Annotated in this window: 24 protein-coding genes and 2 pseudogenes; 17 read left to right on the top strand and 9 right to left on the bottom strand. The window is 67.6% G+C overall.

What is annotated here, in order from left to right; all coding sequences use genetic code 11:
* The 3 genes and pseudogenes from ACWEVO_RS00380 to ACWEVO_RS00390 form a co-directional block, all read left to right on the top strand.
* Window positions 1-413: pseudogene (locus ACWEVO_RS00380) on the top strand (hypothetical protein); the annotation flags it as partial.
* Window positions 414-755: 342 nt separating this feature from the next.
* A complete protein-coding gene (locus ACWEVO_RS00385; RefSeq protein WP_452305391.1) occupies window positions 756-1,937 on the top strand; it encodes a MarR family transcriptional regulator in 1,182 nt (393 codons plus the stop codon).
* Window positions 1,938-2,011: 74 nt separating this feature from the next.
* Window positions 2,012-3,001 (top strand): DUF932 domain-containing protein, encoded by a 990-nt coding sequence (locus tag ACWEVO_RS00390; protein ID WP_452305392.1) that lies wholly within the window; start codon window positions 2,012-2,014, stop codon window positions 2,999-3,001.
* Between the two features lie 141 nt (window positions 3,002-3,142).
* On the opposite strand, the gene ACWEVO_RS00395 is transcribed toward ACWEVO_RS00390, so the two are convergent.
* Window positions 3,143-4,552, bottom strand: coding sequence for a GNAT family N-acetyltransferase (locus ACWEVO_RS00395; RefSeq protein ID WP_452305393.1), 1,410 nt, complete (start codon window positions 4,550-4,552; stop codon window positions 3,143-3,145).
* A 163-nt stretch (window positions 4,553-4,715) separates the two neighbouring features.
* On the opposite strand from ACWEVO_RS00395, the gene ACWEVO_RS00400 reads away from it, so the two are divergent.
* From ACWEVO_RS00400 to ACWEVO_RS00415, 4 genes are all read left to right on the top strand, one after another.
* Complete coding sequence (locus ACWEVO_RS00400; protein WP_452305394.1) at window positions 4,716-5,753, top strand: C40 family peptidase; 1,038 nt, start codon at window positions 4,716-4,718, stop codon at window positions 5,751-5,753.
* Between the two features lie 143 nt (window positions 5,754-5,896).
* The gene (locus ACWEVO_RS00405) at window positions 5,897-6,436 is read left to right on the top strand and encodes a GNAT family N-acetyltransferase (protein WP_452305395.1); all 540 of its coding nucleotides are present in this window, start codon (window positions 5,897-5,899) and stop codon (window positions 6,434-6,436) included.
* 554 nt (window positions 6,437-6,990) lie between these two features.
* Window positions 6,991-7,341 carry a PadR family transcriptional regulator gene (locus ACWEVO_RS00410; RefSeq protein WP_452305396.1) on the top strand — a complete coding sequence of 117 codons (351 nt, stop codon included), beginning with the start codon at window positions 6,991-6,993 and terminating at the stop codon, window positions 7,339-7,341.
* Complete coding sequence (locus tag ACWEVO_RS00415; protein WP_452305397.1) at window positions 7,338-8,399, top strand: hypothetical protein; 1,062 nt, start codon at window positions 7,338-7,340, stop codon at window positions 8,397-8,399. Before ACWEVO_RS00410 ends, ACWEVO_RS00415 begins: the two co-directional genes overlap by 4 nt.
* Before the next feature lie 322 nt (window positions 8,400-8,721).
* Here the strand turns inward: ACWEVO_RS00415 and ACWEVO_RS00420 are convergent, their stop codons facing one another.
* Entirely contained in the window at window positions 8,722-9,138 is a 417-nt protein-coding gene (locus ACWEVO_RS00420) for a hypothetical protein (protein WP_452305398.1), read from the bottom strand.
* 293 nt (window positions 9,139-9,431) lie between these two features.
* On the opposite strand from ACWEVO_RS00420, the gene ACWEVO_RS00425 reads away from it, so the two are divergent.
* Window positions 9,432-9,866, top strand: a complete 435-nt coding sequence (locus ACWEVO_RS00425; RefSeq protein WP_452305399.1) for a low affinity iron permease family protein — start codon at window positions 9,432-9,434, stop codon at window positions 9,864-9,866.
* Between the two features lie 211 nt (window positions 9,867-10,077).
* Here the strand turns inward: ACWEVO_RS00425 and ACWEVO_RS00430 are convergent, their stop codons facing one another.
* Window positions 10,078-10,788: a hypothetical protein gene (locus tag ACWEVO_RS00430; protein WP_452305400.1), complete on the bottom strand. Its 711-nt coding sequence runs from the start codon at window positions 10,786-10,788 to the stop codon at window positions 10,078-10,080.
* 28 nt (window positions 10,789-10,816) lie between these two features.
* Here ACWEVO_RS00430 and ACWEVO_RS00435 point away from each other — a divergent pair, with 28 nt between their 5' ends.
* Window positions 10,817-11,146: a hypothetical protein gene (locus tag ACWEVO_RS00435; RefSeq protein WP_452305401.1), complete on the top strand. Its 330-nt coding sequence runs from the start codon at window positions 10,817-10,819 to the stop codon at window positions 11,144-11,146.
* A gap of 77 nt (window positions 11,147-11,223) precedes the next feature.
* Here the strand turns inward: ACWEVO_RS00435 and ACWEVO_RS00440 are convergent, their stop codons facing one another.
* On the bottom strand, window positions 11,224-12,132 hold the full coding sequence (locus ACWEVO_RS00440) for an aminoglycoside phosphotransferase family protein (RefSeq protein ID WP_452305402.1): 909 nt from the start codon (window positions 12,130-12,132) through the stop codon (window positions 11,224-11,226).
* A gap of 197 nt (window positions 12,133-12,329) precedes the next feature.
* Between ACWEVO_RS00440 and ACWEVO_RS00445 the strand changes: the two genes are divergently transcribed.
* The 3 genes from ACWEVO_RS00445 (at window position 12,330) to ACWEVO_RS00455 (ending at window position 13,705) form a co-directional block, all read left to right on the top strand.
* Entirely contained in the window at window positions 12,330-12,491 is a 162-nt protein-coding gene (locus ACWEVO_RS00445; RefSeq protein ID WP_187399704.1) for a VOC family protein, read from the top strand.
* 270 nt (window positions 12,492-12,761) lie between these two features.
* Window positions 12,762-13,415, top strand: coding sequence for an HAD family hydrolase (locus ACWEVO_RS00450; RefSeq protein WP_452305403.1), 654 nt, complete (start codon window positions 12,762-12,764; stop codon window positions 13,413-13,415).
* 35 nt (window positions 13,416-13,450) lie between these two features.
* Window positions 13,451-13,705 (top strand): VOC family protein, encoded by a 255-nt coding sequence (locus ACWEVO_RS00455; RefSeq protein WP_452305404.1) that lies wholly within the window; start codon window positions 13,451-13,453, stop codon window positions 13,703-13,705.
* Between the two features lie 99 nt (window positions 13,706-13,804).
* Here ACWEVO_RS00455 and ACWEVO_RS00460 read toward each other — a convergent pair whose 3' ends face one another.
* The 3 genes from ACWEVO_RS00460 to ACWEVO_RS00470 form a co-directional block, all read right to left on the bottom strand.
* Entirely contained in the window at window positions 13,805-14,152 is a 348-nt protein-coding gene (locus ACWEVO_RS00460) for a hypothetical protein (protein ID WP_452305405.1), read from the bottom strand.
* Between the two features lie 206 nt (window positions 14,153-14,358).
* The gene (locus tag ACWEVO_RS00465; RefSeq protein ID WP_452305406.1) at window positions 14,359-15,420 is read right to left on the bottom strand and encodes a DUF2332 domain-containing protein; all 1,062 of its coding nucleotides are present in this window, start codon (window positions 15,418-15,420) and stop codon (window positions 14,359-14,361) included.
* 99 nt (window positions 15,421-15,519) lie between these two features.
* On the bottom strand, window positions 15,520-16,629 hold the full coding sequence (locus ACWEVO_RS00470; protein ID WP_452305407.1) for a serine hydrolase domain-containing protein: 1,110 nt from the start codon (window positions 16,627-16,629) through the stop codon (window positions 15,520-15,522).
* Window positions 16,630-17,066: 437 nt separating this feature from the next.
* Between ACWEVO_RS00470 and ACWEVO_RS00475 the strand changes: the two genes are divergently transcribed.
* Entirely contained in the window at window positions 17,067-18,353 is a 1,287-nt protein-coding gene (locus ACWEVO_RS00475; protein ID WP_452305408.1) for a hypothetical protein, read from the top strand.
* 274 nt (window positions 18,354-18,627) lie between these two features.
* Here the strand turns inward: ACWEVO_RS00475 and ACWEVO_RS00480 are convergent, their stop codons facing one another.
* On the bottom strand, window positions 18,628-19,101 hold the full coding sequence (locus ACWEVO_RS00480; RefSeq protein WP_452305409.1) for a YcxB family protein: 474 nt from the start codon (window positions 19,099-19,101) through the stop codon (window positions 18,628-18,630).
* A 399-nt stretch (window positions 19,102-19,500) separates the two neighbouring features.
* On the opposite strand from ACWEVO_RS00480, the gene ACWEVO_RS00485 reads away from it, so the two are divergent.
* Complete coding sequence (locus tag ACWEVO_RS00485; RefSeq protein ID WP_452305410.1) at window positions 19,501-19,824, top strand: hypothetical protein; 324 nt, start codon at window positions 19,501-19,503, stop codon at window positions 19,822-19,824.
* Window positions 19,825-19,908: 84 nt separating this feature from the next.
* Complete coding sequence (locus ACWEVO_RS00490) at window positions 19,909-20,247, top strand: hypothetical protein (protein ID WP_452305411.1); 339 nt, start codon at window positions 19,909-19,911, stop codon at window positions 20,245-20,247.
* Here ACWEVO_RS00490 and ACWEVO_RS00495 read toward each other — a convergent pair.
* Complete coding sequence (locus ACWEVO_RS00495) at window positions 20,241-20,375, bottom strand: hypothetical protein (protein WP_452305412.1); 135 nt, start codon at window positions 20,373-20,375, stop codon at window positions 20,241-20,243. The two genes, ACWEVO_RS00490 and ACWEVO_RS00495, sit on opposite strands and share 7 nt — an antisense overlap.
* A 14-nt stretch (window positions 20,376-20,389) precedes the next feature.
* Between ACWEVO_RS00495 and ACWEVO_RS00500 the strand changes: the two are divergent.
* Window positions 20,390-20,608 (top strand): annotated as a pseudogene (locus tag ACWEVO_RS00500) (ankyrin repeat domain-containing protein); the annotation flags it as partial.
* On the top strand, window positions 20,605-21,006 hold the full coding sequence (locus ACWEVO_RS00505) for a hypothetical protein (RefSeq protein WP_452305413.1): 402 nt from the start codon (window positions 20,605-20,607) through the stop codon (window positions 21,004-21,006). The pseudogene ACWEVO_RS00500 and the gene ACWEVO_RS00505, both read left to right, overlap by 4 nt.
* Window positions 21,007-21,259 lie beyond the last annotated feature (253 nt).

Consider the following 21,259-nt stretch of genomic DNA (forward strand, 5'->3'; position numbering starts at 1 on the left):
CCGCCTACCGGGCCTGGCGCAACCACCGGCCCATCGGCGGCGGCGACGAGCGGCACCTGCTGCTGCAGCGCAGCGACCCATCACAGGGTGTGGCGACGCTGCGGCTCAAGGACCAGCGCACCTGGCTGGTGGTGCCCGACGCCGAGGCCGCAACCGCTTTCGACATCCCCTACCCGGATCGGATCGTCGGCGAGGTCACCGAAACCGGCCAGGGGTGGGCGCCGACCGCGTACACGGACCCGCAGCATCTGCAGTTGGAGGCCGGCATGGCGTACCCGTTGCCGGTGTGTGATGACCTCGCCTCGGCCTGCCGGTCGCTGCTGCGCTGGTGGCATCTGCGCCACTCCGACGCCTGGCACAGCCGCACCCCTGCCCAGCTCAGTCCGGCCGAAGTCGCCGACCTCGGCAGGTAGCGGTCACCCGGTCGCCCTGAAGACCGGCCGCGCCCCCAACCACGCCGCTGCGTTCTGGCAGCTGGGCCTGCCCCAGACCGGCGTCGGGATCTACTCCCGGCCCTGCCGAAGGCCGGCCCTACATCCTGCGGTCGGCGGCCGCCGCGCTCACCGGCTCCGGCACTGACCGCTTCCGGCCACATCACTCAGCCCCGAGACCACCGGACCGCAACCGAGCAACCCAGCAGGGCAGCGCACCGCTGTGGGCGCCCGCTGGCCGCTGCCCCGCGACCCGGTGCACCGCCGCCCGGCGCGACACCGTGCCGGGCGTTCCTAACCCCACGTTCCCAAGGAGGGGACCCGATGGAAAACCTGTCCCTGACACCTGCCACGCAGGCCGTCCTCGATGCGCTGACGGATCTCGGTCAGGGCAACGTCCACGAACTGGCCGGCAAGTCGGGCAAGGCCCGCTCGACCACCGACAAGGCGATAAAGACGCTGGCCGACGCCGGGTTGGTCGTCGCGGTGGACACCGGGGCCGACTCCGCAGAAGGCACGCCGACCCAGTGGACCCTCGCGACCCCGACACGAGAGGCCGTGCCCGAAGTCGTCGATCATGACGGGCATACGGCCGGCGCGGACGAGACCGAGCAGCTCACCGACCCGGAACCCGATGACGCGGCCGACGAGCCGGACACCGGCGACACCGAACCGGCCGACGACCCGGGCAACGACGGCGCGGGCGAGGAGACCGACGACGCGGAGACCGACAGGGTTGACATCGGCGACAAGGTCTCGAACGACAACGGCGAGGGTCGGCCAGTCACCGTTGTGCAGGCGACGCGCCCCGGTGACCGCAAGGTCATGGCCATCAAAGGCGTACTGGCTGACTACGGCGACGACGGCGCGACCCTCGACGTGATCGTGGCCGAGAGCGGCATCGGTCACGTCACCGCCGCCCGCCTGCTCACCGCGATGGGGCAGGCGGACGCCGCTCGACGGCGGCCGGACCTGCCCGAGCGGTGGATCGCGGGTCCGACCAAGGCCAGCGACGTCGACCCGAACCTGCAACCGCCCCGCTGCCCGCTCTGCGCCCAGGTACTCCGCGGCGTAGCGAACACGCTGAGCACCGCGGCAGCGGTGCTGTCGCTGATCCGGCCGGGCGGCACACTGCACGTTGTCGGCCCGGACGGCGAGACTCACGTCGTCACCCTGCCCACCCGCCCGGGCCCCCGTACGCCGGGCGTCGCACGCAGCGTGGGCCGGCGCGGCGACGTGACCCCCAACGCCGACGGCAGCCAACCGTTCGGCCGGGGCGAGCTGGAGAAGCTGTCCCTCGACGTCCTTGCCGCCAATTCGGGCAAGGCGATGACCCCGCAGGACATCGCCACCGCCATCGGCGGGCAACTCGGCCGCACCGTCAGTTCCGGGGCGGTGCGCAACAACTGCACCAAGGCCGCCGCCGCCGGCCGGATCCTCCTGGTCTCGGACACGCCGTTGACCTTCGCCTACCGGGTGCAAGCCAACACCGCCGAGCAGTCCTGATCCCCCAGTCCCTGTCCCTCGCGGGGGCCGAGTCGTGCGCTCGGCCCCCGCATCCGTTTGAAGAGGAGAAGCCCGTGCCGCACGAACTGGAGACATTCGCGGACGGAACGACCGCCTTCGCCAGCGCCCGCCTGTCGGCCTGGCACCAGCTGGGCACCGTCACCCAGGACACCATGCGCGCCGAGGAGATCATGGCCGCCGCCCGGCTCGGCGACTGGGGTGTGCGCACCATCCGCACCGTCGGCATCGACATCGTCGATGGGGTTGAGGTGCAGGTCCCCGCCGATGACAAGCGGATGACCGTGCGCCGCAACCCCGTCACCGGCGCCACCGAGTACCTGGGCATCGTCGGCACCGACTACACGGTGGTGCAGAACGAGCAGTGCGCTGAGATGCTGGACCGCCTCGTGGATGAGGTGGGCGGCGCCCACTTCGAGACCGCCGGCAGTCTGCGCCGCGGCAAGAGCGTGTTCGTGACCATGAAGCTGCCTACGGCGATGGAGATCGCCGGCGTGGACCGCTTGGACCTCTACCTGATCGGCACCACCTCCCACGACGGCACCGCAGCCCTGCGGGTGGACGCCAGCCCGATCCGGGTGGTGTGCGCCAATACGCAACGCGCTGCCTTCGCCAACTCGGTCGGGCACTACACGTTCCGGCACACCTCCAACGTCAACTCCCAGATCAGCCAGGCCCGTGAGGCCCTGGGCCTGATGTGGAAGTACATGGAGACCTTCGAGAAGGCCGCCGAACGGATGCTGCAGACCGAGCTGACCATGCGGGAGTTCGAGAATGTGGTGGCGCAGGTGTGGCCGGTCAAGGACAACGCGTCCGAGCAGATCCGCAACAACGCCAAGCAGCGCCTCGGCACCCTCAAGTACCTGATCCGCGAGGCCGACACCCAGAAAGCCATCACCGGCAGCCGGTGGGCCGGATACCAGGCCATCACCGAATACCTCGACCACTACCAACCGGCCAAGAACGAGACCGCCCGCGCCAACCGGGTGATCACCGGCAACGCCGGTGACCTGAAGGTGGCCGCCTTCGACCTGCTGAAGGTTTGACCACCACTGCCCCACCAGCCGGGGCGGCGGTCCCCCGTGCCGCCGCCCCGGCCCGCAGAGAAAGGGACGCGCCCTGGGAGTGGTTCTGCATCGACGCCGCCGACCGCGCTGCTCGCTACTACTCCCGCGGCGAGCGCGCGGTCAGAACCAGTGCAGGCAGTGCGGGGCGCGCTCGACGCGGAAGAGGGCGTCAGCGCGGGTTGCCGCGCCGGGGCGGTGGGCCCGGATGTGTCCGGCGCGCACGAGCGTGCTCGGGGCGGTGCCGCCCAGGTAGACCGAGCCGAGGTCACGCACGTCCAGGGACAGGTCGGGCTCCCGGTCCGTCGGGACGCAATCGGCCTTGCTGTCTCGTACCGTCAGCAGGTAGCGGCCGTGCTCGCCGAGGAACGGGTCGTCGACGTCGAGGACGAGTTCGCCGTCGGTGAACCAGCCGCGCGCGGTCAGCGCACGCGGGACGTCCAGCAGCCGCACCCAGAGCCAGTCGGTGTCGTGGCTGACCTGGCCGGCGCGGAAGTCCCCAAGCTGCCAGCGCAGCGGGTGCTCGGGCGGGAAATGCTTGAACACGACCTGGGTGACCAGGTCGTGTTCGAGCACGAACCGGGCCAGCGCCGTGAGGACGACGTCGTCGGTAGCGATCGTCTCGTCGACCGTCAACGTGTCGGAGTCGTCGAGCGAGTAGGTGGCGTACCCGTCCGGGCGGCCGTCGTCGTCACGGTGGACGGCGACGTAGCGCGGCGCCGCAGCGACCGGGGGCTGACCCGCACCCAACGCCCACCAGCGGCGCGGCCGCGATAGCGCGCCGGGCTGTGCCCGGCGGTACCGGTCATAGATCTCTTCCAGGATCTCGCCGCACTCGGCACGGCGCAGCACCTCGACCGAGCCGGTCGCCGGGGCGTCGGCCGTTCCGGACGCCCGGGGCACGGCGAAGGCGGCCTGGTGGCGCGGCACCGTCAGCCGCCGGGTGTAGGTCGCCGGTCCGTAGCCGAACCTGCCATAGATCGGCGCCTCGGAAGCCAGCAGCACGGAGAGGAACTGCCCTCGGGCCCGCAGGTCGGTGAGCTGATACCGCATCATCGCGCTGAGCACGCCCTGGCGTCGGTGCGACGGCAGTACGCCGACGAAGCTCACCCCGGCGGCCGCGACGGTGATCTCACCGGGCAGCGTCAGCTCGAAGGAGTACGCACCAGCGGTGCCGACGGGCCGCCCGTCCGCCGTCATGGCGAGCAGGTTGCGGTCCATCTCGATAGCCGACCACCAAACCCCGCGACCGTCGGTCGCGGTTTCGGGGAAGCGCCCGAACGCGGCATGGAGTGTGTCGACGAAGACGTCGAGGTCCTGGTCGGTGGTAGGACAGATCTCCATTGCTGCCGCTGCCTCCCCGCGGATACCGGCACCGCAACTCGTGGTGTCGCGCCACAGTGCAGCGTCGCCCGTGGCCAGGTAAAGCGAATTTGGGCCCGGCCCGCGGCAGGTCAACGAGGGCACCACCACCGACCCCATCCCGGTCAGCCACGGGAACCGCGCTACGCAATCGAGGTCGAGGTCAGCCATCTCCTGTTGGGACAGCCGACCTGATCGCCGAGCTGCTCCGCAGCGCCCGCAGGGAACTGCTGCCGCTCATCCACCACGTGCAACCCGCCTCCCCGCGCCAGCGTCCCCGACCGCGCGTCCGCGCGGAGGCCGGCCCTTTTTGTTCGAGGGAAGGGGAAACACCTTGCTCAAGACAGTCATCGGAGTCGTCACCGTCGTCGTCGTGGCCTGCCTCGGACTGCCCATGCTGCTGCTGTCAGCGGTCACGGGCGGTGGCTCCAGCGGATGCAGCATCGTCGTCGCGCCCGCCGTGCCGCCCTCCGAGCAGCCGCCCGGCCGAGATGGGTGGGACACCGAGCAGTTGGAGACGGCGGCGACCATCATCGACGTGGGCGTCGCCAAAGGCGTACCCCGCTGGGGCTGGGTTATCGCCGTCGCCACCGCCATGCAGGAATCAGGCCTGCGCAACCTGCCCCACCTGGGTGACCGCAACGACCACGACTCCGTCGGAGTGTTCCAGCAGCGCCCCAGCCAGGGATGGGGCAGCCTCGCGCAACTGTCCAAGCCCGCCTACCAGGCGGGCGAATTCTTCGACAAGCTCCTCACCGTTCCCGGCTGGGAGTCGATGCCCCTCACCCAGGCCGCGCAGGCGGTCCAGGCCTCGGCCTTCCCCGACGCGTACGCCAAGTGGACCGACGACGCCTTGCATCTGGTGGAGCAGCTGACCACCACCCTGCCGAACTGCGCCACCGATGCGCCCGCCGCCCTTCCGGACGGGTTCGCGCTCCCCGCCAACACGCCGCCCGCCGTCACGGCCGCCATTTTCTGGGCCGTAAACCAGCTCGGCACCCCGTACCATTTCGGCGGATCATGCACTGACCCGCACTCCGGCGACCCGGACAAGCAGTGCGACTGCTCATCGCTCATACAGGCGGCGTACCGAGCAGCGGGCATCCCCGTCCCCCGCATCACCACCGACCAAGCCAACGCCGGAAAGCCCGTAGCCGACCCGGCGCTCCTGCTCCCAGGCGACCTCATCCTCATCCCGGGCAGCCAAGGCAACGTGACCAACCCACGTCACGTCGGCATGTACCTCGGCGAAGGACTCATCATCCAAGCCCCGAAGACCGGCGACGTCGTGAGGATCTCTCGGCTGAGCGGTTGGATCAATCAGATCGCAGCCATCCGTCGCATTGTGCCTGGTCGCTCGCTTGTCGGGTAACGGAGGCAGCCACACCCGCCAACTCCCAAAGATCCTGCCGTGACGATCTCTCGCCACCGGGGCCGAGCAGCAACGACCTGCCGGCATGCGGATCTGCCGAATTGAGGATGCGCAGACATGGTCGATTCGGTACCAATGTCGCTATGCCCGAGCTGAGCCCGCCCATCGTCCGAGTGCATCGATCGTTCGTTGCCGCCATGGCCGAGTTCCGCGCTGAGGGACGCGGTAGCTCCGGAGATGACACCATGATCGGGGCTGAGCTGCGGGATTTTGGGCACCGCTGGGCGGCACTTGAGGGCTTCGCCGCGTACGTCGACTGGTTGCGGTCCCAGGCCCTGGAGGATTCACCCCGACCTGACGGCTACGTGCCATCGACCACGCTGTGGTGGATCCAGGACGACGACTACCTCGGCCGCCTCGCGATCCGGCATCGCTTGACCCCGCACCTGCGAGAGGCCGGCGGCCACATTGGCTACGACGTGCGGCCATCGGCGCGGCGTCGGGGCCATGCCACCGCGATGCTGCGCGCCGCGTTGCCGATGGCGTACGGCCTGGGCATCGAGTCCGCGTTGGTGACGTGCGACGTAGACAACATCGCATCCCGCAAGGTGATCGAGGCCAACGGCGGCATCTTTGAGGATCAACGCGGCGGGAAGCTGCGATTCTGGGTACCGACCGCTTGACCGAAGACTGCGGCGCTGAAACGACGGGCTGCCCGCCAACGAACAACAACATCACCCGCGCGGATCTGCCGCTGACCGCGCGTCACACAGCGTCACAGTCCGTCGATCAAGAGGGTGCTCGGTCTTGCCGACATGCGGATGCTTAATCGTTGTCCAGTGCGCGGCTACGCATGATCGTGGTGCGCTATCGGCGAGTCCTCCCCGCGCCGTTCGGGCCACGGGAGCGGGCGCGCTCCGCCGCCGGGGCCGCTGCTTGCGGCGACCGGCAGCGCCTGAACACGCTGCGGGGCCCGGAGTAGGACGACGTGACCGCTGAATCCGGGGCGAGGACGATGGCCCGGTTGGTGGGTGGGGCGCCAACGACACTGCTCTCCGCCGTGGGTATCGCAGGAGCGAAGTTCGGCCCGCCGAGGTCTGCGGCGTCTGCTGCGTCACCGTCGCCCATGACGACTCCTTGTCTCGTCGACTCCGGCGGGTCTGAGACGCCTGATGAAACCGGCTGGCCATCGAGCTCCCGGCTCGCATTATATCTTGTCTTCCACTATATTCGGTGGATGAGTTCTCGGGTGATGACTGAACCGGCCTTCTTCATCCTCACCGCGCTGGTCGACGCTCCACGCCACGGCTACGGGATCGTCGCGGACGTGGCAGAGCTGTCGCGAGGGCGGGTGCAGCTGAAGATCGGCTCCCTGTACGGGGCTCTGGACCGGCTCGTCGGCGACGGCTTGGTCGAGCTGGACCGCGAGGAGGCATGGCAAGGGCGGTTACGCCGGTACTACCGATTGACTGAGCGGGGCCGCGACGCCCTCGCCGCAGAGGCGCAACGGCTGGCCGCGAACGCGCGTCTCGCCTCGACCCGGCTAGGTAGCCAGCGGAACCCGATCACGGGGCCGGCGCCGTCATGAGCCGGCTCGAAGAGCGCTACCGCCTCGTGCTTCGGCTGCTGCCCGCCACCTATCGGCGGCGATGGGAAGACGACATGGTCGCCGCTTTCTTGGACAGCATGGACAACGACGACCCGGAAACCGCCGCGTACGTCGCAGACTACGGCCGGCCGAGCCTGGCGGAGGTCGCCAGCATCGTGTCCCTGGCTGTCCGGTTGCGTCTCGGGGGCCCCGACGCGCCAGCCCGTTCTTACGCCTGGGGACAAGCCGTGCGATTGGCGACCCTGATGGCGATGCTGACCCACGCCGTCATGGTCACCGCCAGCGTCGCCGTCGCACTGTGGCTGTCCGGGAAGATCGCCTGGTTGCCGGCGCCCGCACCCGCGTGGGCGCTCACGCCGTCGGGGAGTATCTGGCACACCGCGTGGAACCTGGCCGGCTACGCCTGGCTGCCGGCCTACATCGCGCTCGTCCTCGGACACCGCCGCGTGGCCCAGGCCGTCGCCCTGCTCGCCATCGTGCCCCCCGCCGTCACCACCGCCGTGGAGCAGGCCGCCAGTGACGTACCGCCATCCGTGACGCCCTGGGCGCTACGGCTCACCGACGTCGTCCTGCTACTCGCCATGGCGGTGTTTCACCGCGACGCCCCACCGGTGCCGCGCCGCCCCTGGCTCCTCGCGATACCGATCGGCATCCTGCTCGTTCCCCTGCCGCTGTTCGCCATCCAGGCCACCAGCCAGGCACCGAGGCTGCTGGACTGGCCTGGCCTGTCCTGCGCCATAGTCGCCGCCGCCATCGCGGTCCATCTGGCCGGGCGGCTACCCAGGCAGCCGGCTCGCACGTTGCCATGGTCACTGGCGCTCACCCTGCTCGCCGCGGCCACCCTCGCCCTACGAATCGTCACCCTGCCTGACTACATCGACCAGGCACAACGCACCACACTCGTCACAATCGCAGCAACGGAAGTCATCGCCGTCCTGATGATGGCCCTACCGCTCGCCCGACGAGCCAATCGAGCACTGCGCCGACTTCCACCGATCCTCGCCGACGCCCAATCGCCCACCACACCGACCGAGTAGGACTCACCCCCATCGCGGCCACCGACCCGCACCGGTCAGTCGAGCTGCTCGAAGTGGAGGTTGGCGTGCACGGCCCCTGACCTGTTCGCGATCTCGACGCCTTTCCTGGGTGAAGTCGAACGCGGCGTGCAGCACAAACGTCGATGTACTGCGAATGGGCAAGCACCGAACTCCATGCGGGTGATGTCGACCGGGTTGTGGCCCCCACCCAGGTAGATGTTCGCATCAATGCAGCCGGTGCGCGGGTTGATCGGGAAGTCGAAGGTTCGGCTAACGGCGCAGCGCGAGTAAGGTTGCCGCCCAGATCAGCAGACGAGATGCCTCAGGCTCCTCCTCCCGGGCCCGGAAACTTGAGAGTTACCTCGGCGGCCCAGCCCATACCCCCTGGCGGTTGCTGCCACTCGCCAGCACGCCTCTTCGCGATCGGCAGGTTGGCCCACCGCTTACGCGCCGCCTGCCGGCTGGCGCCCACCGCCGCACCAAGCTCGGGGTAGCCGGCACCGTACTGCACCGCTTCCTCCGCGCTTGCCGAAACGACGTCGGCGAGCAGGCTCCGCATCTGCTCGCCAACTGCCATGCGCGCGAGATGAGTCCGCATCCGCTCCGGGTGGCTCGGCTCGGGGTCCGCCCTACGCCCGGCATCCAGTTCGGGCTCCTCGAGCCGCTGTGCCCAACCGATGGCGATCGTCCTCAACCGCCACCGCATTTCCTGCCGCTCATCAGGTGTCAGATCCCGCATGACCACGCCCTCCTCAATGGCCTCACACTTCAGAGTCCGCCCGACAACCAGGGTTGTCAACCCCTGTGCGCGTATCACTGCCCCCTGCGGCAGTCAGTGCAGACAGGTCCTTGCCGGGTAAATCAATGAACTCGCCCCGGATCGCCGTCTTGATGATCTCGGGTCTGCCGCCCGTGAGTGACGAACAAAACCACCGCCGACGGCGCAGGTGACGAAATCTGCTTCACCACGCCACTCCGAACTACTCACAGGCGCCGTTTCGCGGCGGCCCATGCTCGGGTACCAGCAGGCATATGAGTACCAGCCAACCTGTCGCGCCCAATCAGCGGCGGGCACCCCACATGCCCAGCGATGTCACGCCCCAGCTGTCGTTCTTCGACAAATTCGCCACCCATGCTGCGCACTTCGTCTCACGGGCCTGGTTCTTCGCCGCCTGCCTGCTGCTGGTGCTGATCTGGGCGCCGTCGATCCTGGTGATCCAGAACATCGACACCTGGCAGCTCATCATCAACACCGCGACCACCATCGTCACCTTCCTGCTGGTGGCACTCCTGCAGAACACCCAGACCCGCAACGACCAGTCGACCCAGGACAAGCTCAACGCCCTGGCCGAGGCGGTCGCGGTACTGATGACCCATACCGCCGACATCCACGATCGCCGGGGACTGCACGACGCGGTAACCGAGCTACGCGACGCGGTCGGGCTGGAGGATCGCGAGAGCTCCTGAACCCGTCGGCCGAAACGGTTACATGCGCGTCCCGCCGGTCTTGCGCCCGAACAGCCACGACAAGGTGGGTAGCCGCTTGGTGTACCTCCACCGAGCGTCGACGGATGCACGGATCTGCCGCAAAGCGCTCGTCACTGGAGGTAACGGTAACCGGCTCGCGGGTGCCCGCATCCGGACGTGCCGAGATGAGTCCGTCGGCTTAGCACTCGGCCTAGCCCAACTGTGCCGCGTCCGGGCCCTCGCCCCAGATGTTCATGATCGTCCAGCGTGTTAGCCCGTAGACCAACGTCCAGCCGACCGGCGTCAGGTAGGACACCACAATGACAAAAGCCGCGACGCTGCCGGCCCGGATCCGATCCCGCAGTGCCTGCTCCCCCTCGCCCTTCAGCGCACGCCACCCCCGCCAGGCAGAAAGCGCAGCGAACAGGGGGGCCAACCAGGCCACCGCCATGGCGAGCACGGTGAACCAGGCGAACGGATGAGCCAGCGAGCCGCGCACCGACTGCCCCTCACCCAGCGGCGCGTACACCATGTCGTACACGCTGTTGCTGTTCCCGCCGTGCGCCCCGCCAAGGAGCCCGAAGAGGAAGAAGAAAACCGCGAGTCCGAAAGCCCACACCACCACTACAGCGCCCTGGAAGGGCTGTACGCGTTCAGTCGCGTCGTCGACGTGCTGGTGTCGGCGCTTCAACCGGACAACCCCGATCCGCAGCTGTTGGGACTGGTCCAGCGGCAAGCCGTGGTGGCGGGGCACCATCCCGGACACGTCGGCATGGCCGGCGTTCTGCGTGGCGATCAGGGCGGCACCGCTGGCCGAGTCGTCATTCCATCCGTTTTTCCACGAGATCGTCTCGGCACAGGTCAGCGACGACGCCGACGAGCCGCCGAGCGTTATTGGCGAGTTCTGACCGGGTGCGATCATCGGCAGCCTGCTGGTGGCCCGAGCAGGCGTGGCGATCCGGGCTGGCGCTCGCCATCTCGACGCCGAGGTGGCGGCACGCTCGGCGCTGTACTGGGCCTGGTGGCGACGCAACCGCAGAACGGTGGATCTATCCCATGGTTGGGGTCACAACTCCCAGTGGAGTACGGATTTCCGTCGCGACTACATCGCCGAGGGCCACCTGCACTACAACGTCGACGGTGATCCGTCGAGACAGCCGGACCGGGACCTGAACGACGCGGACCGGATCGATCTGCTCAGGTACCGGTGCAGCATCCGAGCCGATCTCGGCGCCGATCAATGGCCGTTCGACGACACGGTTGTGGAGCAGGCACCATAGAGCCGTCGAGGTGCCCGCACATGCCGCTGAGTGTGCGCGGATCTGGCCGATGACAGTGCGTGTGCGTGCGACCGTGCTCAGCGTGTGGCGGCGTCGGTGAGGATCGCTTGGAGGCGGCTTCGGCATTCGGCGAGGAATGTGGGGTAGGTGTGCCAGTAGTACGAGATGCCGCTGGCACCGACCGCGATGGCCCAGGCGCGGGCGCGCGTCCAGGTCAGGTCGTCGAGGCCGACGGCGTCCCAGTAGGCGTGTCGCGCCTGGGGCGGCAGGTCCCAGACGGTGGAATGCTCGGCGTCGGGCAAGCCGATCGACAGGCCGCCGAAGTCGATGATCGCGTGCAACCTGCCGTCCTGTACCAGGAGGTTGGTGGGCCTGAGATCGCCGTGGAGCCACACATGAGGTACGGAAGGTTCGGGCAGGGCGAGCGCTTCGTGCCACAACCGTTCCAGGGTCTCGACGTCGATTTCCCCGCCGACGGTGGCCCTGCAGTCCGTAAGACACCTGCTGATCCACTCGTCGCAGGCCCGCAGATGTCCCCCGCGGTACCAACTGAGGTCACCCGTGCGGGTCGCCCCCATGAGATCGATACCGTGAAGTTCCCGCACGACGGCCGCCAGATCGGTGCCGAAGGCCGACCAGTCCTGGACCATGTCCGGCCGGGCTTCGTCGCCGTCGATCCATCGGTAGATCGACCAAGGCAGCGGGTACGCGGTGGTGGGCGTTCCGGCGTGCAGCGGCTCGGGCACCGGACAGGTCAGCAGCGGTGCCAGGCGGGGCAGCCATTCCTGCTCCTTGCGCAGGGACCGCGCCTTGTCAGCGGTTCGCGGAAGCCTCACGAGTAGATCGCTGCCCAGCCGGTACATGATGTTGTCGGTGCCTGCACCCGCCGCTGACAGCGACAAACCGGCCCACTGCGGGCACTGCTCATCCAGCAGCGACCTGACAAGTCCCTCGTCGACCGGGACCTCGTTCTGGTGCAAAGCCATGCCAAGATCTTTCCGCCAGGTGCCAAGGCTAAGCCACTGACATTCCGTCGGCGTGCACGAGTGACCGAAGCAAGACGCGCTCTGCCGCGTAGCGCTCGTCACGCAAGGTAACCAGTTCACGGTGCACGCATCCGGACGTGCCGATGAGCGGACGGCATGCCGATGACAGCGGGTCGCAGCCCCCGTACGTTGGTGTCATGGCGACTTTTTGGACCTTGGGATGCGATGCCGACCATCCGCAGCGGATCGCCGCTTTCTGGGCGCTGGCCCTCGGCTATGTCAAGGAATCTGGCTTCGACGAGCCCGATAACGCGTCGATCGTCGACCCGGATGGTCGGGCCCCGCCATTAGTTTCCTGAAGGTGCCCGAGGGGAAAGCCGCTGAATCAAGAACCGGTCGCCGAATGCATATCGATGTCATGCCGACCGACGGGACACGCGATGAGGAGGTCGTGCGGCTGAATAGGCTCGGGCGCGACCCGAGTACGAGGATCATCGCCCCAACGGCCCCGGTTGGGTGACCAGGGCCGACCCGGAGGGCAACCTGTTCTGCGTCGAGCGCAGTCAGGGGCATCATGATCCACGTCAATCGTCCCGCTGATCTAGGGTGACCTGGTGCCTTCGAAACCCGTGACAACCGTCCTGTTCGATTTCGCTTGGACCCTGTTCGCCAGAGACCCCAACCGCTGGATCGGCAGCGCGGCGGCCTTGGTCGGCCGGGAGGTGGCCGTCGGCGAGGCGCAGCGCATCGCCTCGGATTTCGCTGAGTTGTTGCGGACGACGGCTACGGACCCTGCTCACATCGCCCGGGACTTGGACCCACAGGTGTGGGACCGGGCGATTCTGGCTGTCCTGCAGCAAATCCGTGGGGTGGACTTGCCGTTTGCGCGAGCGCTGCACGAAACGCACGCCGAAGCGCTCGAGCCGTACGCGGACACGTCGTCCACTCTCGCCGCACTGAGTGCCCGCGATATTCGCCTTGGCGTGGTCAGTAACGTCGGCTGGGACATTCGCAAATGCTTTGCGAGGCACGGGCTTGACCGCTACATCGATGCATTCGTTCTTTCCTACGAGGTCGGCTTCGTCAAACCCGATGTACGGATCTGGCGCACCGCACTCGATGCCCTGGCGGCACAGCCAGATCGAACGCTGATGGTCGGTGACCATCCCAGCGGCGACGGCGGTTCCGTGACCGCCGGGATACCGGCCCTGGTACTGCCGATGGTGAGTTCGCCAGCCCAGCTTCGCGGATTCGATCACGTGCTGACGTTGGCCGGAATTTGAAGCTGGTTCGGTTCTTGGTTTGTCGAGGTCGCCCTATGCACTTCGGGAAAGATGTCCGATTCTTCCAGTGTGAAGTCGAGGGCAAGTCCAGCAAGAACCGCATGCATATCGATGTCCGGGTGGCCGGTCCAGGTCCCTGGGACATGGTCGAGCGCGCCCGACTGATCCGGCAGAAAGGCCCCGAGTTGGTCGCCGCTGGCGCGACGGTGATCCGCGAGGAGTGGTACGGCGACGTGCTCGGCCACGTCGTCATGCAGGACCCCGAGGGCAACGAGTTCTGCGTCGCTTGATGCCACGGCCACTGCCCGCGATTCGGTATCCGGATCTGCCGCCACCCGTGCGCGGCACCCATCCTGAACCATTATCCCTAGTGCATACCCCAGGGGGCTTCAGTCCAGACCCTCGCATCGGACGCCGACGCTTGCGATCTCCCCGCTGCGAACGAGTTCTCGGATCGCTGTGGTCATGGCTGGCACGCCCGGTTCCGGCACGATCAGCTGGTCAACGGCCCAGAAGTAACTGCCGTTCGCGACTTCACCGGTCTCCCTCCATCTCGTAAGCAGGCGGCGGACCTCCTCGACGGTGAAGATGGTCAACGCCCAACTGGAGCCGTCAGGAAGATCGACGAAGGCATCTACATTGGCTACGGACTCCTCGGTGTCCGTGCTGGGATTGAGAAGGAACCGTGCCACGAAGGTTGGTTCCGCGATAGTCGTGTACGGGTCGATGGTGCCCATGAGCGCCCATCATGCCGCACGTGCACGAGCAGATCGTGGTCCTGCCCGACATCCGCTTCTGCCGCGATCAGCGCGCTGAGGGTGTCGCAAATCAGTTGCCGGACGACTGTCGCATATCAGTCCACGGAGGGCACTGCCGAGGGGACACGCTCCCGAGCCCCGCGCACTGCCGACCCGGGACGGTAGCGATCTCCGATGCCTATGACCTACGTGTCCTGCAGGGGCGCCAGCCAGTTCAGGTGTCCGTCGACCTGTACCAACGACGTCGGCTTGCTGTCGCCCGGCCCGTGAAACGCGATCACTCCCCGATCGTCCGCCAGCTCGCCGTGGTGCTGTGCCGACGGCGGCTCCTGCCAGACGTGGTACAGGGGCCCGTCGTCGCCGATCGAGTCGATTGCTTCATCGAAAGCGGCTCGCCGATGGGTGGGCACATGCATTCGTGTCGCGGCATGGAATACAACACGCGGCTCGCCGGGCGGCAGGCTTCGGCCGAGGGGCGAACAGACGTCGATGGCGTCGCCGGCGATGATCTCCGGCGGGTCCCCCGCCAGCTGTTCGAGGGCGGCGTCAAGAAGCCCCGCTCCTGCGTGGTCCTCGGGCCAGACCAGCGCCCTGAGCCAGCGCCGATTCTGAATGCTTGTGACATCCACTGGGTTCAGGTCAACGCCGACCCTGGTGGCGATCAGCGGGATGTCGTCTAGGTTCGGTGGCTGTTCGGTGCCCAGCCAGCGGCTCTCGATGGTGACCGGAGATTCCTGCCGCCCGAACGAGTGTCCGCCGATCAGGTAGCGGTATCGGTCCACGTGGAGGTGGATGCCCGCACTTGCGCCCACCTCGATCAGATGCACGGGGCCGTCACATTGGTGTCTGAGCGCCGCCAGCGCGAAGCGGAGACCGGCAGCTCTACGCACAACGTTCGACTGCACGAGACGGGTATGGATCATTCCCTCAAGGTCGCGGTGAAACGCACGACAGAAGTCGACGAAGACCGGTCCTGCCGACTCTGGTGCGGCGGCATCGGGACCGACGACCGAGGGGTAGAAGTGACGCAGATCGTGGTGGACACCGTCCAGCAGGAGGTAGTGGGCTGCCCCGAAGAGCAGGAACGACGCCTGCTGCCCGGAGCGTCGTTCGAGCAGCATCTCCAGTGTTGGCTGGTCGGCCGCAACAGCTGTGCACAACGCCTGGTACAGCGGCGAGGTGGTGAAGATGGCGGGTGCCAGGGCGAAGTGCTCCGACAGACTCTCCAACTCCCGCGTCCGGTCCATGGCACTCCTGTCAGTCAGCCCCATGTCAGCGTTACCGGCGTCACTGGGCGGCAAGTTAACGGGCATCTGGAGTAGGTGATTGGAACCGCGTCTCTGGCGTCATGAGCCAGTACGGGCGGGGATCGTCGGGATGGCGGCCGAGACCTCGGTAATCAAGTCGCGGACCTCGTCGCCCCAGTGCGAGGCGATGACCAGGTCTCGGGCGGGGTCGATCCAGAGCAGGTGACGGCCGCCGTTGCCGCGGGCGCAACGTCCGCTGCCCGGAGCGTCGGGCTGTACCCGCTGGGAGTCGTTGCGCCACCAGAGGTAGCCGTAGTCGGGGTTCAGGTCGCAGGGACTCCAGGCACGGTCGATCCACTCTTCGCTGAGTAGCCGCCGGTCCCGCCACTCGCCCCGGTGCCGGTACAGCTCACCAAGCAGAGCCAGATCCCTCGCGGAGATCCACAGACCGCCGCCCCAGTGCGCCCCGCCGCTGACCACCGGCGTAGGCATCCCGTCGATGTCGATGACCGAGTCGGTGTAGCCGTGCCAGGACCAGGACGAGGAGGCACCGAGTGGTTCGAGCACGTCCTCGCGGAGCACGTCAGGCAGCGGTCGGCGGAACAGCACCGTCAAGGCAAGGCAGAGCAGGTTCACCCGTACGTCGTTGTAGGCCCACCCGGTGCCGGGCGCTCCTTCGCGCTCGAAGCCCTCCCGGCGGCTCTGCGCGTCCACCTCCGTCGGCTTCCCCCACAGCTCACCGTTCCACCCGCTGGTCTGCTGCAACAGGTGCTGCCACGTGATGCCCTCGATTGCAAGGCGATCGACGAGCGGATGACGGATCGTCGCCGACACCAGCGCATCCGGGGCAAGCAGTCCTCGGTCGAAGGCCACTCCCGCCACGGTGGCAACGACGCTCTTGGTGCCGCTGAACAGCATCTCCGGGATCGCCGCGTCGCCCCATTCGGCGACCACCCGACCTCGGTGCCGCACGACACCGCTCGCGCCGGTGCCAGCCAGCAGGGGACCGGTTACCTCCCGATGCGACTCATCCGTCACCTGCTGGGACAGGTAGGCCGCCATGTCCTCGATGCCGTAGGTCACCCGCTGGGCCTGCCGTCGGACAGCTTCCCGGACTGCCGTCAGGTCGCTGGTTGGTTCGCCGCTGTCGCCTGCGATCGCGGAGCCAGGCAGTAGAAGCTGACCAGAGGAGTCCTCGTTGACGCTCACGCTCCGACCCTAGGGCTGGCCACACTCATGCTGTGCTCCCGCCGACAGCGATGTGGATCACAGGCGACCTGGCACAACGTAACGGTGATCTATGCGGGAGGCGACCGTATCAGGACCCGCTCGGCCGACATCCGGATCTGCCGCTGAGCATGCGCTGATCTGCCAATGAGCGGATGCGGCTGAGAGAGCGCTTGTCGCGTCGGCGGGAGATGTGGCGGGTCCCTGGCGGTTTCTGCTTCCTCGCATCAGCGACCGAACGGCCGGAGGCATCCGCGAAAGCCCAGAGTCCTGGGATTGTCATCGTGCGCCGACGATGATCCACTATGGCGGTGGAGCTGACCCCAGAGGAGAGTGACCTACTGGTCGCCGGCCTCGGCGTGGTAGGCGACAGGGTGAACCGGGGCGCTGGGCGAGGCGCTCGCCGGGCAGCCAGGTGGATGCGAGCCGACATCTTCGAGACCACCGTGGAACTGCGGCCGCCGTTGCCGACAATCACCGACCTGGTCGCCCGGACCTTGGAGGCACTGGGTACCCGGACCACCGGGTTGCGGGCCATGATCGGCAGCGGTGCCATGAACCTGAACCCTGCCGTCGTCACGGTGGCGCTGTCGGAAGATGGCGGGAGGATTATCGCAACCGTCCGTGGCGTGGCCAAGGAGGGCCTGATCCGACAGCGGGTCGGCGAGAAGGCGGCACGCCGGGTCGCGGAGCAGCTGACGGGCTCGTTTGTGGTTCGAGGTCGGGACGGGCATCCCCGTGCCGTGGAGTGGACAGACGACCTGAGTGTGCGCCTTGCTCGCGGAACCTCGGTGCGCGCTCTTGTCGCGTATCTACGGGCGGCCGACGAAGAGGGAACGCCCCGTCGCAATGTCCTTGCCGTCCTGACCGAGCGGTTCGCGCTGCCGTTCGATGATGCACGGCTGGCGATGGACCGTGTCGAGGGTGGAATCGTTCGTGCCGCGTCCGGCAACCCTGCCAACGAGCCGGACCCGGTCAAAGACCCGTTGGCGTGGACCTCCTACCGGCTCGAACTCGGACTGCCCGTCGGCGATGATGCTCGTGGGTTATTGCCGGAGCAGCAGGCGTCGGCGCAGGCTCTGCTGGAGCGCGCGAGGCGTGGCCAGCCCACGCACGGCACCGAAGACGTCGCCGTAGCGCTCGAGGTCGCACGCTTGGCAGTCGCGTCCCAGGAGCCGGATCGGACGCGCTTTTACCTCCTCCTGGAAGCAGCGACGTCACTATCGGTCGCCGCCGAAGCGTGCATCGCCCGGTTGGGGCAGCAGCCTTGCGCCCCGGAGGGTTCCCAGGAGTGGGTCGACGGTGTCGCCCTCGCTGCAGCTGCTCGCCAGGTCACCCCGACGTTCGCTGCCCAGCCCGACCCGGAACTCGAGGAGCGTGGCCTCGCACTGGTGGGACGCATCGTCACCCGCCTGCTAGGCCAATGCCACGCCTTCGTCGGACGAGCGATGATCGACTCAGCCCGCTGCATCCAGCGAAACGGCGATCCCGACCGGGCCGCGACCCGTGCCGAGGCCGTACTGGCCGACTTCGCGGTTCTGCTCGACCGGTTCGAGGTCGACGCTCCCTTCGACGAGCACATCATCGCCCTTGAGTACCTGCTGGCCGCCGTTGAGCTCATCACCGAGGTGAGAGGCAACTCCACCGAACTCGACGCTCTACGCAACCGGACCAAGCACGTACTCGGCCGCTCGATGACGGACTGAACCCAACCGGTACCAGCAACAACGGATTCCCGGTCACGAGGCCGGGACGCTGGCCGACCGCACCCATCGCACGGCGGCGTGGTCAGCGAGACGAAAGGTCATCACCGTCTTTACATGTCCACCGCCACGCACGGACATGCCGCAATCCGTGCTTGCGCGTGTACCGTACGCGTTACTGACCGTAGCCGAGCTGTCGGCTGCTGCGCGCGGGGGACGCTGTCGACGTGCTGCACCTCGGCGGTCGCGCTGCTCGGGCTGGTCGCGTTGGGGACGGTCACCCGGCGAACTCGGGGCGCCTGACAATGAAGTCATCCACGATCCGTTGATCCTCGGACGAGAACGCCGCCCGCGGCACCGGGATTTGGCTCATGCCGTACTTCAGCAGCCAGGTGTGCCGTCGCCGCCGAATCCGGGTGATACCGGACCAGTCGATTTGTGTTTGGCTGCTCGCGGTCTGGATGTGGACGCCCGACGTGCTCACCTCGTACCGGAACGGCTCGACGAAGAGGCTGCGCTGCAGCAACCAACTCAGTACCGGAAGGAGTTCGGTCACGGCGAACGCGGCACACAACACCAGCACGAGGTAGAGCAGCCGACCGCTGAACCCGGTCAGTGTCGTGAGCAGCACAGCCAGTGCCGCGAGGGCGAGCAGGAGCGTCCGTATGACGCGTTGCCGGCGGCCCTGTGCGTCTTGGCTCATCCGCCGTAGCAGGCCGTACGTCATCTGCACTTCACCGGTTGCGTGCACGCGCCGCAGTATGGCACGGCATCGCCGCAAGTCGCGCGTCGCCCAGCGTGACAGCGATGGCCGCCCGAAGCGTCGGGAACCTGCCGAGTGAAGGACCATGGTCCACCACGGCAGACAGCTATCCGGCATCTGGGTTGCACCCGCGCAGCGGATAGCCTTCCTGGCCCTACTACGGCTACTCAGTTCCGGATCTGCCGCTGGTCGGTGCCGGGGATCGCGCCGGGTCAGGCGAGGAAGGCGGGCTCACGACGCGGCGATTACCGCAGGCCTTCTCGATGTTCGGCGATTCGGCTCCTGCCGATCCCATGGCGGATGACGGAGACTGGAGCGATGTCTCACGATGTCGGGGGTGCGCCACGAACCCAGGTAGCAGTCACCGCTCTGCTCATCGTCGTCGGCGTGCTCATCCTCTTCGTCCCCGCCGGTGACGAGGGCCGAGTCCTCGTGCCGATCAGCGAAGGTCACGGACTATCCGCCGTAGACGGGGTCGGCGCGGCACTGCTGGCGTTGGGCGGTACCTGGCTGGAAGTGCTCGTGGTACGGCGCCTGCCGTCCCTCGCCCTGCCCCCACGGGCCTTGTTCGGACTCGGCCTGCTGGCCGGCCTCGGCATGGGACTCCTGATCGCCTCGGTCTTTTCGGGATTCTTCTGGTGGTGGGCTGTCGGCGCCACCACACTTGGCGTTGCCGTCCTGATCCTCGTGCCCCTCACGGCGCGCCGTTGAGGTCGCTGACCGAACGCCCGCTTCTGCCGCTGGTCGCGCTCTCGCTGGTCGAAGCGCGGATGGAAGCGGGATTATGGTGGCCGGATGTTTGACCTGAGCAGGTTAGACCTGGAGGAGATCGCCACCACGCTCGAGGACCAGACCGACTACGAGCACCGATGGCTGATCAACCCGCAGACCGGTGAGATCGCGGTCTGGACGACGGACGGCGGCATCGACGGGCGCACGCCCGTCGACCTTGAGGACCTTGACCTGGTCGGCATCGACCCGCTGCCGTTTTACGTCTGGTATCAGGACATGGCCGACTTCGCCGAGGGGATCAGTGACGCGGCGGCCGGCCGCAGACTGGCGCGGGCTATCCGGGGCAAGGGGCCTTCCGCCGGTTCAAGAGCGAGCTGCACGAGGCGTATCCGCACCTACTGACAGCCTGGTACGCCTTCCGCGACGTGCGCGCAACGCGGCGGGCGGTTGAATGGCTGGTCGACAACTCGCTGGTCGACGACGAAACGGGCGGCGCTGAGCTGCTCGCCGTCGACCGTGTCGGTGAACACCGAACCAGCACCGTTCGGATGGTACCCCCGTCCTGGTCCTGGCAGCCCGTCGCGGCGACCACGCCGCCGTAGACGTTCTGATAGCAGCAGGTGCTGACGTCGATGCAGACGACGCGCTGGGACGGACGGCTCTGATGCATCCCGTCGAGCGCGACGAACGCGCGGTCGTGGCAGTTCTCGGCCTCGCGGGCGCTGACATCTACAAGTCAGCGCCGACGGCGCAAAGGCCATGAAGCTGGCCAAGGGCTGGCAGCGGCAGAACATCCAGTTCATGTTGGGTGAGCGCCGCGTCGGCTTGGACAACGTGCCGATTGCCCGCACCGTGATACGTCTCAACCCGACCGGCTACCAGATCGAACGTGCCGTGGACGTCCTGGGAGACGATGAGTGGAACATACGAACCGGCACAAGCTCCGAGGAGGCCCTGGGCTTCGCGGGACGGCTGCGCAGCCAGCCCGAGCCGGCGTCTGGCGCCTCCTGGCACATCCTGAATGTCACGTCTGACGAGTTTGCGACGGCGCGCGCGGCGCTGCTTGAGCTCGCCGACGGCACCCGATCGGTGCCCGATGGGATGAGTCCCGACGAGATCACCGACCTGTTCCAGGAGCTCGAACGTCAACTCGGCCGGTGAACTGAGCCAAGGCATCGAGCGGGACAGCTCAGTTTCGGGAGTGAGTTGGCCAGGTGCCACGTCGGTCTGGCCGACACCGCCCACCCAAAGGCATCCTCATCTGCCGCGGATCGAGCATCACCGTACGTTACGAGTAGTGGGCGGTGGACACCTGGCCCTGCCGATGTGCGACGCCGGCAGGTTCCCCGCGCGAGTAGTGGTCTGGCCCCGCGAGAAATCCATGTGCAACTCGACCGGCTCGACAGTAGCGTTC

This window comes from Micromonospora sp. NPDC003776 (assembly GCF_053605645.1).

Bases quoted from the DNA above. Each gene is read 5' to 3' on its own strand.
- ACWEVO_RS00385 (WP_452305391.1), top strand. From the start codon at position 756: ATGGAAAACCTGTCCCTGACACCTGCCACGCAGGCCGTCCTCGATGCG.
- ACWEVO_RS00395 (WP_452305393.1), bottom strand. From the start codon at position 4,552: ATGGCTGACCTCGACCTCGATTGCGTAGCGCGGTTCCCGTGGCTGACC.
- ACWEVO_RS00405 (WP_452305395.1), top strand. From the start codon at position 5,897: ATGCCCGAGCTGAGCCCGCCCATCGTCCGAGTGCATCGATCGTTCGTT.
- ACWEVO_RS00410 (WP_452305396.1), top strand. From the start codon at position 6,991: ATGAGTTCTCGGGTGATGACTGAACCGGCCTTCTTCATCCTCACCGCG.
- ACWEVO_RS00415 (WP_452305397.1), top strand. From the start codon at position 7,338: ATGAGCCGGCTCGAAGAGCGCTACCGCCTCGTGCTTCGGCTGCTGCCC.
- ACWEVO_RS00420 (WP_452305398.1), bottom strand. From the start codon at position 9,138: ATGCGGGATCTGACACCTGATGAGCGGCAGGAAATGCGGTGGCGGTTG.
- ACWEVO_RS00425 (WP_452305399.1), top strand. From the start codon at position 9,432: ATGAGTACCAGCCAACCTGTCGCGCCCAATCAGCGGCGGGCACCCCAC.
- ACWEVO_RS00430 (WP_452305400.1), bottom strand. From the start codon at position 10,788: ATGATCGCACCCGGTCAGAACTCGCCAATAACGCTCGGCGGCTCGTCG.
- ACWEVO_RS00440 (WP_452305402.1), bottom strand. From the start codon at position 12,132: ATGGCTTTGCACCAGAACGAGGTCCCGGTCGACGAGGGACTTGTCAGG.
- ACWEVO_RS00445 (WP_187399704.1), top strand. From the start codon at position 12,330: ATGGCGACTTTTTGGACCTTGGGATGCGATGCCGACCATCCGCAGCGG.
- ACWEVO_RS00455 (WP_452305404.1), top strand. From the start codon at position 13,451: ATGCACTTCGGGAAAGATGTCCGATTCTTCCAGTGTGAAGTCGAGGGC.
- ACWEVO_RS00460 (WP_452305405.1), bottom strand. From the start codon at position 14,152: ATGGGCACCATCGACCCGTACACGACTATCGCGGAACCAACCTTCGTG.
- ACWEVO_RS00465 (WP_452305406.1), bottom strand. From the start codon at position 15,420: ATGGACCGGACGCGGGAGTTGGAGAGTCTGTCGGAGCACTTCGCCCTG.
- ACWEVO_RS00475 (WP_452305408.1), top strand. From the start codon at position 17,067: ATGCGAGCCGACATCTTCGAGACCACCGTGGAACTGCGGCCGCCGTTG.
- ACWEVO_RS00490 (WP_452305411.1), top strand. From the start codon at position 19,909: ATGTTTGACCTGAGCAGGTTAGACCTGGAGGAGATCGCCACCACGCTC.
- ACWEVO_RS00505 (WP_452305413.1), top strand. From the start codon at position 20,605: ATGAAGCTGGCCAAGGGCTGGCAGCGGCAGAACATCCAGTTCATGTTG.